Annotated in this window: 7 protein-coding genes; 5 read left to right on the forward strand and 2 right to left on the reverse strand. The window is 75.0% G+C overall.

The window, feature by feature from the left end; all coding sequences use genetic code 11:
- Positions 1 to 60 precede the first annotated feature (60 nt).
- Entirely contained in the window at positions 61 to 2,946 is a 2,886-nt protein-coding gene (locus tag ACFC1F_RS40770; RefSeq protein ID WP_376166548.1) for an AAA family ATPase, read from the reverse strand.
- 254 nt (positions 2,947 to 3,200) lie between these two features.
- On the opposite strand from ACFC1F_RS40770, the gene ACFC1F_RS40775 reads away from it, so the two are divergent.
- Positions 3,201 to 4,262 carry an ATP-dependent DNA ligase gene (locus ACFC1F_RS40775; protein WP_376166550.1) on the forward strand — a complete coding sequence of 354 codons (1,062 nt, stop codon included), beginning with the start codon at positions 3,201 to 3,203 and terminating at the stop codon, positions 4,260 to 4,262.
- 185 nt (positions 4,263 to 4,447) lie between these two features.
- On the opposite strand, the gene ACFC1F_RS40780 is transcribed toward ACFC1F_RS40775, so the two are convergent.
- Complete coding sequence (locus ACFC1F_RS40780; RefSeq protein ID WP_376166552.1) at positions 4,448 to 5,821, reverse strand: serine hydrolase domain-containing protein; 1,374 nt, start codon at positions 5,819 to 5,821, stop codon at positions 4,448 to 4,450.
- 305 nt (positions 5,822 to 6,126) lie between these two features.
- Between ACFC1F_RS40780 and ACFC1F_RS40785 the strand changes: the two genes are divergently transcribed.
- From ACFC1F_RS40785 to ACFC1F_RS40800, 4 genes are all read left to right on the forward strand, one after another.
- A complete protein-coding gene (locus ACFC1F_RS40785) occupies positions 6,127 to 7,128 on the forward strand; it encodes an ATP-binding cassette domain-containing protein (protein ID WP_376166554.1) in 1,002 nt (333 codons plus the stop codon).
- Positions 7,125 to 7,781, forward strand: a complete 657-nt coding sequence (locus tag ACFC1F_RS40790) for a hypothetical protein (RefSeq protein ID WP_376166556.1) — start codon at positions 7,125 to 7,127, stop codon at positions 7,779 to 7,781. The genes ACFC1F_RS40785 and ACFC1F_RS40790 overlap by 4 nt, the downstream gene beginning before the upstream one ends.
- Before the next feature lie 444 nt (positions 7,782 to 8,225).
- Positions 8,226 to 9,254 (forward strand): L-threonine 3-dehydrogenase, encoded by a 1,029-nt coding sequence (gene tdh, locus ACFC1F_RS40795; protein ID WP_148646069.1) that lies wholly within the window; start codon positions 8,226 to 8,228, stop codon positions 9,252 to 9,254.
- Between the two features lie 26 nt (positions 9,255 to 9,280).
- Complete coding sequence (locus ACFC1F_RS40800; protein ID WP_209416473.1) at positions 9,281 to 10,474, forward strand: glycine C-acetyltransferase; 1,194 nt, start codon at positions 9,281 to 9,283, stop codon at positions 10,472 to 10,474.
- The last annotated feature ends 199 nt before the right edge of the window (positions 10,475 to 10,673 follow it).

Here is a 10,673-nt window from a genome sequence, read left to right on the forward strand (position 1 = left end):
TCCGGGTCCCCCGGCCCCCCCGCCCGCCCGCGGGGGGGCGGCGCCGTGGTGCGGACCGGCTCATCCGCCGTCCGGGCGTTCGGGGCCGTCCGCGCGTTCGGGGTAGACGGCCGCGACGCCCTTGCGGTCGGTGCCGAGCTTGCGCAGCACCTTGGCGACGTGGTTCTCCACCGTCCGCGGTGACAGGAACAGGGCCTCGGCGATCCGCTGGTTGGTGGCACCGGCGGCGAGGAGCCCGGCGACCTGGTGCTCGCGCGGCGAGAGACTGCCGCCGTACCCCCGGCGCCCGGGACGACGGCGGACGGCACCGAGGTCGGTCAGCACCCGCCCGCAGCGCGTCGCGTCAGCGGTGGCACCGACCTCCGTGTAGAGGGCCAGCGCCTCGGTGAGCGGCTCGACCGCCCCGGCGCCGCCGGCACCGCGCCACGCGTCGCCCGCCCGTTCGAGGGCCCTGGCCGCCTCGTACGGGCGCCCGATCCCGCGCCACCTGCGCGCAGCCCCGCAGAAGTGCCCTGCGGCGCCGGCCGGGTCGGTGTCCAGCAGCAGGCCCTGGGCGACCTCCAGGTCGGCGGCGGCCGCCGGCGCGTCGCACCCGTCCAGTCCCTGCCCGGCCTCGGCCGCCAGCCGCTCGGCGGCCGACCGCCGGTCGCAGGCCAGTGCCGCCTCGACCGCGGCCGACACCAGGCCGGCCGCCCGGGGCCAGGCCGCAGTGCGCCGCGCCGTGTCCACGGCCTGTCCGGCGACCGCCCAGGCGCGCGGTGCCTCTCCTCTGGCCAGGTGGAGCGACGTCAGTCCGGCGGCCGCCCGCAGCTCGATGCCCACCAGCATCTGGTCGGCGCCGATCCGGAACGCCTCGTGGAAGTGTTCGAGCGCCCGGGTGTGCCGGCCCCGGGCGGCCGCGAGGGTGCCGCCCACGACGGCCCGCTCGGCCCGGGCGCCCCCGGCGGTCGGGTACTCGTCGACCAGCGCGTCGAGCCGTTCCTCCAGCCCGTCCCAGCGGCCGGCGAGGGCGTCCAGACGCAGCCCGGTGCCGTGGGACAGGAACATCACGATCGGGCTGCCCACCCGGGCGGCGATCTGCCCGGCCTCGGCCGACAGGGCGGCGGCCCGCCGGTCGTGGCCCAGGTAGGCGGCGGTGTCGGCGACGTTCTGCAGGGCGCGCGCGGTCTGCCGGAGCACCGCGCGGTCGTCCGGGTGGCGCGGCAGCCGCTCGGTCAGCCCCCAGAGCGCCGGGTCGCCCTGACAGGCCATCAGGGTCAGGCGGGTGGCGTGGACGGCGGCCTTCATCGCCTCGTCGTCGAGGTCGCGGACGGCGTCCTCGGCGCGCTCCAGCCACGCCCGGGTGTACGCGGGCCCCTCGGCCTCCTTGAGGGCCAGGGCCACCATCGCCCGGACGGCGAGCCCGGGGCGGCCGGCCGCCAGATTGCCCACCGCCCGCTCGACCTCGTCGAAGCCCGCGGGATCGGCGTTCTCGTTCAGCATGCCCAGGCCCAGGCCGAGCCGGATCTCGCCGCGGACCTCCATCGGCAGCCCGGGATCGTCGAGCAGCCGGCGCAGCACCAGCGCGTCGGTGCGGAAGTCCAGGCTGTTGGCGGCCACCCCGGCCAGCGCCAGGGCCGCCCGCGACCGCGCCTCGCCCGCCAGCTCGGGCCGGTCGAGCATCCGGCGCAGCAGCGGGGCGGCGGTGGCGCCGTCCCGGACGGCGATCGCCTGGTCGGCGGCCTCCTGCGCCCGCAGCAGCCAGCCGGCCCGGTCACCGGCGGCCAGCGTGTGGTGGGCGATCTGCATCAGCGGCACCGGGGTACGGGCCCGGAGCGCCTCGACGGCGCGCTGGTGCAGACGGAGCCGGGCGGGCCCGGGGATGGCGCGGTACACGACCTGCTGCGCGAGCACGTGCCGCAACGCGTACTCGCCCTGGTCCGCCTCGCGCAGCAGCGACGCCCGGAGCAGCTCGATCACCGCCTCGGCGCCCCGTTCCCGGCCCAACCCGGCGACGTCGGCCAACAACTCCTCGGGGGCCGCAACCCCGAGCACGGCCGACGTCTCGGCGATCGCCGCCGCGTCGGGGGACAGCATGCCCAGGCGCCCGGTGACCGCCTCGCGCAGCCCGTGCGGCGCGTCGGCGTCCCGCAGCCGCTCCAGCGCCCCGGGGCGGCCGTGGGGCCCGCCCTGCTCGGCGAGGGTGATCAGGTCCTCCTCGGCGACCAGCGGCAGGCCCTCGCTGCGCCGGTACAGGGCGGCGCCGAGCGCCGCGGTCGCGGACGGGCCGAGGGCGGCGGCCGCGAGCTCCCGCACCTCCGGCTCCAGCAGCGGGCCGAGCCGGATCACCGAGCCGGCGGTACCGGGCGGGTGGTGGTAGACGGCGCCGAGCACGGCGCCCTTCGGCGGGAGGTCCTCGGCGCGGTAGGTGAGCACCAGGCCGAGCTGCGGCGGCAGGTCGCGGGCCAGCAGCAGGAGAAGGTCACGGGTGGCGTCGTCGATCCAGTGCAGGTCCTCGACGACCAGCACGGCAGGCCCGAGCGCCGTCAGGTACGACCGTACGGCCTGGAGCAGCTGGAAGCGCCGCCCGGAGGCGTCGGTCGGCTGCTGCGGCGGGTCCGGGAGCCGGCCGGCCAGATCGGGCAGCAGCGGGGCCAGGGCGCCGGCGGTGGGCGGGAAGCCGGTGACGTCCGCCAGGTCGGCCTTGCGCAGCGCGTCCACCACCGGCCCGTACGGGAACGGCTCGCGCAGCGGGTGGCAGAGACCGGTCAGCACCTGGCGCCGCTCCGCCCGCAGAACGGCGGCGGCTTCGCGGACCAGGCGCGACTTGCCGATCCCGGCCTCGCCCTCGACCAGCACGACCGCGGGCGGCCGCCGCAGCGCGGCCAGCAACTGCCCCAGCTCGCGCTGCCGGCCCACGAACCGGAACCTCCCGTCCGGGCCCGCCGCTCCGTCCCCGAGGTCCATCACCTGATCACCACACCGCGCACCCTAGAGTGCGTCCCCGAACTACGGCAAACCACCCAAGGTGGTGCCGCTTGGGGGCGGGAGAGCGGGGTAGCGGGGTGGTGGGGGAGCGGGGGTGGGAACGGCATGCCCGCCCCCTTGCGCTCCGCCCGGCGCGCGTCCCGCCTGAGGCGCGTCCCGTCCGGCGTGCGTCCGCTCCGGCGCGCGCCCCGCCCGGCGCGCGCCCCGGGACGGCAGGCGCGAGGATCGGAGCCATGGACCTGCCCGTGATGCCGCCGGTGGCGCCGATGCTCGCCAAGTCCGTGGCCGATATCCCGCCCGGGATGCAGTACGAGGCCAAATGGGACGGCTTCCGCACCGTCGTCTTCCGCGACGGCGACGAGGTCGAGCTCGGCAGCCGCACCGGCAAACCGCTGACCAGGTACTTCCCCGAAGTGGTCGAGGCACTGAAACGCGAACTGCCACCACGCTGCGTCCTGGACGGCGAGGTGGTGATCGCCCGCGACGGACGGCTGCGCTTCGAGGAGCTGCTGGAACGCATCCACCCGGCCGCCAGCCGGGTCGCCATGCTCGCCGAGCGCACCCCCGCCTCCTTCGTCGCCTTCGACCTGCTCGCCCTCGGCGACGACTCGCTGCTCGACGAACCCCTCGCCGTCCGCCGCCCCGCCCTGGAAGCCGCCCTCGCCGACGCCGCCGACCCCGTCTTCACCGCACCCGCCTCCACCGACCGCGACCTCGCCCGGAGCTGGTTCGCCGAGTACGAGGGCGCCGGTCTCGACGGCGTGGTGGCCAAACCGCTCGACCAGCCCTACCGGCCGGGGGAACGGACCATGTTCAAGATCAAGCACGAGCGGACCGCCGACTGCGTGGTCGCCGGCTACCGCGAGCACAAGAGCGGCCCGGTGGTCGGCTCACTGCTGCTCGGCATCAACGACGCCGAGGGCCGGCTCCAGCACGTCGGCGTCTGCGCCGCCTTCCCGATGGCCCGCCGCCGCGAACTCGCCGAGGAACTGGCCCCGCTGCGGATGGACGACCCCGCCGACCACCCGTGGGGCGCCTGGGCAGACGAGGCCGCGCACGCCGACGCCCGGCTGCCCGGCGCGGTCAGCCGCTGGACCGGCGGCAAGGACCTCTCGTGGGTGGCGCTGCGCCCCGAGCGGGTGGCCGAGGTCGCCTACGACCACATGGAGGGCACGCGGTTCCGGCACACCGCCCAGTTCCGCCGGTGGCGCCCGGACCGGACCCCGGAGAGCTGCACCTACGCGCAGCTGGAGGAGCCCGTCTCCTACGACCTCGCGCGGGTGCTCGGCAGGTGACGCAGCCCGGACGGAAGTGGTGCAACGTCCGGAAGCGGAACGCGTGGGAATCCGACGCATGCGGCGGGGCACGGAGTCGGACCCTCAGGCCGGCGCGCGGACCCGGGTTCATGGGCCGGCGCGCGGACCCCGACTCCCGGGCCGCCGCGCCGACCGGGTTCCCGGGCCGGCGCGCGGACCGGCCCTCAGGCCACTGCGGGCGAGGGCGAACTGCTCCCCGGGGCGGCCGGGAAGCTGTAGACGTTCCCCGGCGAGACGATCTCGGTGGCCGCCTGCGCGAAGAGCGTCGACGGCTCCGAACCCTGCGACGGGATGTCGGAGTTCAGCAGCACCACCAGCGTCGCCTTCGCCGACGGCAGGTAGACCGCCACGCTCTGGTAACCCGGCAGTGAACCGTTGTGCCCGATCCAGCCGTGGTTGACGAACAGCCCCAGCCCGTAGTCGAGTCCGGGCACCCCGGTGGGCGGCGTCTTCAGCCGTTCGGCCTGGGTCAGCGGGTTGAGCAGCGTGCCGGTGGCCAGCACCTTCGCCCACTTCTGCAGGTCGGCCAGGTCCGAGATGGCGGCGCCCGCCGCCCAGGCCCAGGACGGGTTCCAGTCGGTGGCGTCCGCGACCCCGCCGTCGGCCGTCTGGTTGGTGTAACCGCGGGCGTGCGGCTGCGGGAACGACGCGTCGGCCGGGAAGACGGTCCGCCCCAGACCCGCCGGGTCGAACACCTGCTGCTTCAGGAAGCTGCCGAGCGGCTGCCCGCTGATCTTCTCGATCACCAGGCCGAGCAGCACGGTGTTGGTGTTGGAGTACTCGAACTGGGTGTTCGGAGCGAAGTTCGCGGGGTGCGCGAACGCGTACCCCAGCAGCTCCTGAGGCGTGAAGGGCCGGTTCGGGTCGTTGAGGAAGGCCTGAACGAACCCCTGGTCCGCGGTGTACGAGAACAGGCCGCTGCGCATGTCGGCGAGCTCGCGCAGGGTGATCGCGTCGCCGCCGGGCACGCCCGCGAGGTACTTGGCGACCGGGTCGTCCAGGCCCGCCCTTCCCTGGTCGACCAGCCGCAGCAGCCCGGTCACCGTGAAGGTCTTGGTCTCGCTGCCGATCCGCATGTTCAGCCCGGTCACCATCGGGGTGCCGGCGATCTTGTCCGAGACGCCGAAGGCCTTGAGATAGCTGCCGTCGGGAGTGGTCAGAGCGACCATCACCCCGGGGACGGAGGTCTGGTTCAGCACCCGCTGCATCGCGGCGTCCAGCCGGGCGGTGACGTCCGGGGTCAGCGGCGCCACGGAGCCGCCCGACGCGCCCGCCGGCCCCGACGCGGTGGCCGGCCCCGATCCGCCCGGCGAACCGGATCCGCCCGGCGAACCGCCGACCGAGGACGGACCACTCGCCGAGGGGCTGAGCGCGGCCGGAACGGCGGTCACCGCCCCTGCCGCCGACGGGTCCGACGCCGCCCCGCCCGAGCAACCGGCCGCGGCCAGCAGACCCGCCAGGGCGAGCGTCGCCGTGGCCGCCCGCGCGGGGGAGCGGCGGCGCAGCGCGGGCAACGTCCGTCGTCGGGTCTTCGTCACGGTCGGGCTCATCGTCGAGGCGCCTCTCTGCGGCGGACGGCCCCGGAGCACCGCTCCACGAGGCCGGGGGGAGCGTTCGCCACCGTATGCGCGCCACAACGGGCCCGCGCGCCGGGCCGCCGCCCCGCTGGCCCGAACGGACGCAGCCCGCCACCGGCCCTTCCCGCGCCCCTGCGACCCGTGCACCCCGCCGACCCCTGCGCCCCTGCGACCCGTGCACCCAGCCGCTGTGGACCGCCCGCAGCGCAGTAGGGTGCGAAGGCGAACTGACGTCAACGGGGGCCGACTTGTTACGGTGCGAAGCAATGGGCAAGCGCTACGGCGCAGGCCGGTGGATCCTCCGCGACGTGGACCTGCACGTCGCCGCCGGTGACGTCCTCGCCGTCGTCGGTGGCAACGGCTCCGGCAAGTCCACCCTGCTGCGGATCCTCGTCGGACTCTCCCGGCCCACCACCGGCCGCGTCATCGGCCGCCCCCGCGAGACCGGCTACGTCCCGGACCGATTCACCGCCAACGACCGCATCACCGCACTCTCCTACCTGACCCACATGGGCCGGATCCGCGGCCTGCCCACCACCCGCGCCCGCGACCGGGCCGGCCGGCTCATCGACCGGCTCGCCCTGGTCGGCGGACCGGACGCCCCGCTGCGCACCCTCTCCAAGGGCAACGCCCAGAAGGTCGCGCTCGCGCAGGCCCTGCTCGTCCGGCCCGGACTGCTCGTCCTGGACGAACCCTGGTCAGGCCTGGACGCCTCCGCCCACGGAGTGCTGGGCGAACTGATCGACGAGGTGGCCGGCGAGGGCGGGGCCGTCGTCTTCACCGACCACCGCGAGGCGGTCGCCGGGGCCCACGCCACCGGTACCTACGCGATCGGCGACGCGCGGGTCACCCGCCGCACCGACGTCGGGGGCACCGACGGCCGGGGTACCGACGGCCGGGGTACCGAGGTCGGGGGCACCGCGGCGGCGGTGGCCACCTTGGACGCTGTCGCCGAGGCCGCCGTCACCGAGATCGTCCTGACGGTCCCCGGCGCCGGCGTCGGCGCCACCCCGTCCGGACCGGACTGGTACACCCTCCCCGGCGTGCTGGACACCGCCCGCCGCGACGGTTCCCTGGTGCTCCGGGTCGACCGCAGGCACTCGGACGCCGTCCTGCTCGCCGCACTCCAGCACCACTGGTCCGTCGACCGCCTGACCCCGACCGCCAGTGCCACCCGGGCCGACCGCGCCACCCCGACCGAGGGCGCCACCCGGGCCGGCATTCCCGCCCGGGGCGCATGCGGTGTGTCGAGGAAGGTGGCGCGGTGATCTCCCTGGTCCGCTACCAGTTCACCACCATGCTGCTCTCCCAGCGCTACCTCGCGCCGGTGCTGCTCTTCGTAGGCCTGGTGACCGTGCTCACCAGCAGCGACAACGGTCCGCTCACCGCCACCTACGGCGCGGCGGCCGGCGCCATGCTGCTCTGCTCCACCTGGCTCACCATCGCCCAGGCCGGACTGGAGGACCACGCCCACCGCGCCGTCGTCGTCGTCACCGCGGGTGGCTCACGCCGCGTCCTGCTGGGCACCGTCTGCACCGCCGTCCTCTGGTGCCTGCTGCTGACCGCACTCGGCCTCGGCATCCCCTTCCTGACCGGCACCCACCCGTTGACCGTCGCCGACCTGCTGCTCGGCACCGAGGCACAGCTGACCTGCGCGTTCACCGGAATCGCGGTCGGCCTGGTCTGCTCCCGCCTGGTCTTCCGGCGGCAGGGCCACGCCCTGCTGCTCGCCCTGGTGCTGCTGCTGGCGCTGTTGGTGGCCAAGGGCCTGTCCCCGGTGAACACGCTGCTCTCCCGGCTCGCGACGACTCCCCGCTCGGCCGACCTGCTGGTGTCCACCGGCGGCCTGCTCGTCGCCGCCGCCGGTCTTCTGGCAGCCGGGGCGGCGCTCACCGAGGCGGTCGGCAGCCGGAGGAGCTGAGCCGACGGCCCGCCGCCGTCCAGTCCTGCGCCCTGCGCCCGGTGCCCGGTGCCCTGCGTGCTGCCGTCCGCGCTCCGCCTCCCGGTGCCCGGCGCCCGCCTCGTTCCTCCTGTGCGCTGGACCCGCCGGACAGGCCCGGCGGGTGGCTGCCCCCGCCCCGCGCCCCCGCCGACGGCCCCGCAGTCGCCCGGCCGGTCCGCACACCCCCGCGTGCTGCGCCGAACGGGTGGCCACCGGCACGCCGCGATGGCCGCCCGCCGCTGCTCGGGCACGATCGTTTAGCCCAGCTGTGGCGGCCCTTAAGAATTCCTCGATGGACCGCACCCCCTCCCACCAGGCAGATTGCTCCGTGCCCGGTGAGAAGGAGGCGGCAGCCGCCACCCCGCCGGGCCCCGCCGGCCTGCCCACACCAGGCCGCCCCCTCGCGCGTCAGGAGCCGCCGCAGTGAAGGCACTCGTCAAGCAGAAGGCCGAGCCCGGACTCTGGCTGATGGACGTCCCGAAGCCTGCCATCGGCCCCGGCGAGGTGCTGATCAAGGTGCTGCGCACCGGCATCTGCGGCACCGACCTGCACATCCGCAACTGGGACGGCTGGGCGCAGCAGACCATCCGCACCCCGCTCGTCCTCGGTCACGAGTTCGTCGGCGAGGTCGCCGAGATCGGCGCGGCCGTCGCGGACATCTCGGTCGGCGACCTGGTCAGCGGCGAGGGCCACCTGGTCTGCGGCAAGTGCCGCAACTGCCTGGCCGGCCGCCGCCACCTCTGCCGCAACACCATCGGCCTCGGCGTCGGCCGCGACGGCGCCTTCGCCGAGTACGTCGCGCTGCCCGCCTCCAACGTCTGGGTGCACCGCGTCCCCGTCGACCTCGACGTCGCCGCGATCTTCGACCCCTTCGGCAACGCCGTGCACACCGCGCTCTCCTTCCCGCTCGTCGGCGAGGACGTGCTGATCACCGGTGCCGGCCCGATCGGCATCATGGCCGCCGCCGTCGCCAAGCACGCCGGCGCCCGCAACGTGATGATCACCGACGTTTCCCCGTACCGGCTCGACCTGGCCCGCGAGGTCGGCGTCACGCTCGCCCTGAACGTCGCCGAGCACACCATCGAGGAGGGCCAGCAGAAGCTCGGCCTGCGCGAGGGCTTCGACGTCGGCCTGGAGATGTCCGGCCGCCCCGAGGCGCTCCAGTCGATGATCGCCAACATGACGCACGGCGGGAAGATCGCCATGCTCGGGCTGCCCGCCGAGCAGTTCCCCGTCGACTGGGCCTCCGTGGTCACCTCGATGATCACCATCAAGGGCATCTACGGCCGCGAGATGTTCGAGACCTGGTACGCGATGTCCGTCCTGCTGGAGGGCGGCCTCGACCTCAGCCCCGTCATCACCGGCCGCTACGCCGCCTCCGACTTCGAGGCCGCATTCGACGACGCGGCCAGCGGCCGCTGCGGCAAGATCATTCTCGACTGGACCGCCTGAGCCTCCCCGCCGACTAGGAGTCTGCTGTGTTCGACAACGTGCGCGACGACCTCGCCGCCACCCTCGACGAGATCCGCGAGGCCGGCCTCTTCAAGCCCGAGCGGGTGATCGGCACCCCGCAGAGCGCCGCCGTCACCGTCACCGGCGGCGGACGCCCCGGCGAGGTGCTCAACTTCTGCGCCAACAACTACCTCGGCCTGGCCGACCACCCCGAGGTGCTCACGGCCGCCAAGGACGCCCTCGACCGCTGGGGCTACGGCATGGCCTCGGTCCGCTTCATCTGCGGCACCCAGGACGTCCACAAGGAGCTCGAGGACCGCCTCTCCGCGTTCCTCGGCCAGGAGGACACGATCCTCTACTCCTCCTGCTTCGACGCCAACGGCGGCGTCTTCGAGACCCTGCTCGACGAGCGTGACGCGGTCATCTCGGACGCGCTCAACCACGCGAGCATCATCGACGGCATCCGCCTCTGCAAGGCCCGCCGCCACCGCTACGCCAACCGCGACCTGGCCGACCTGGAGAAGCAGCTCCAGGACACCCAGGACGCCCGCCGCCGCCTCATCGTCACCGACGGCGTCTTCTCCATGGACGGCTACGTCGCCCCGCTGCGCGAGATCTGCGACCTCGCCGACCGGTACGACGCCATGGTGATGGTCGACGACTCGCACGCCGTCGGCTTCGTCGGCCCGAACGGGCGCGGCACCCCCGAACTGCACGGCGTGATGGACCGCGTCGACATCATCACCGGCACCCTCGGCAAGGCCCTCGGCGGCGCCTCCGGCGGCTACGTCGCGGCCCGCCGCGAGATCGTCGCCCTGCTGCGCCAGCGCTCGCGGCCGTACCTGTTCTCCAACTCGCTCGCCCCGGTGATCGCGGCGGCCTCGCTGAAGGTGCTCGACCTGGTCGAGCAGTCGACCGAGCTGCGCGAGCGGCTGGCCGCCAACACGGCGCTGTTCCGGTCGAAGATGACCGAGGCCGGCTTCGAGATCCTGCCCGGCGACCACCCGATCGCCCCGGTGATGATCGGCGACGCCGCCAAGGCCGGCCGGCTCGCCGAGCTGCTGCTGGAGCGCGGGGTGTACGTGATCGGGTTCTCGTTCCCGGTCGTCCCGCACGGCCAGGCCCGGATCCGGGTGCAGCTCTCCGCGGCGCACTCCACCGAGGACGTCGAGCGCGCCGTCGCCGCTTTCGTCGACGCCCGCGCGGCCCTGGGGGAGTAGCCCCTCCGGCGCGGCTCGCGGGGGAGTGACCCCGTGGCGCCGCCCCTGGTGCCGGGGTGCAGCCCGGTGCCGGGTGCCGGGGGAGCGGCCCGGGCCCGGGAAGCCTTGTTCGGCTTCTCGCGCAGCTCCTCGCCCGACCACCCGTGGCGCGTCCGCTCGGACCGGACGCGCCACGGGCTCCCAAGCCGCCGTGCGGTGG

This window comes from Kitasatospora sp. NPDC056181, assembly GCF_042266225.1.
Taxonomy (GTDB): Bacteria; Actinomycetota; Actinomycetes; order Streptomycetales; family Streptomycetaceae; genus Kitasatospora.

Excerpts from the sequence above, each read along its gene's own strand:
- ACFC1F_RS40770 (WP_376166548.1), bottom strand. The coding sequence starts at position 2,946 with ATGGACCTCGGGGACGGAGCGGCGGGCCCGGACGGGAGGTTCCGGTTC.
- ACFC1F_RS40785 (WP_376166554.1), top strand. The coding sequence starts at position 6,127 with ATGGGCAAGCGCTACGGCGCAGGCCGGTGGATCCTCCGCGACGTGGAC.
- ACFC1F_RS40775 (WP_376166550.1), top strand. The coding sequence starts at position 3,201 with ATGGACCTGCCCGTGATGCCGCCGGTGGCGCCGATGCTCGCCAAGTCC.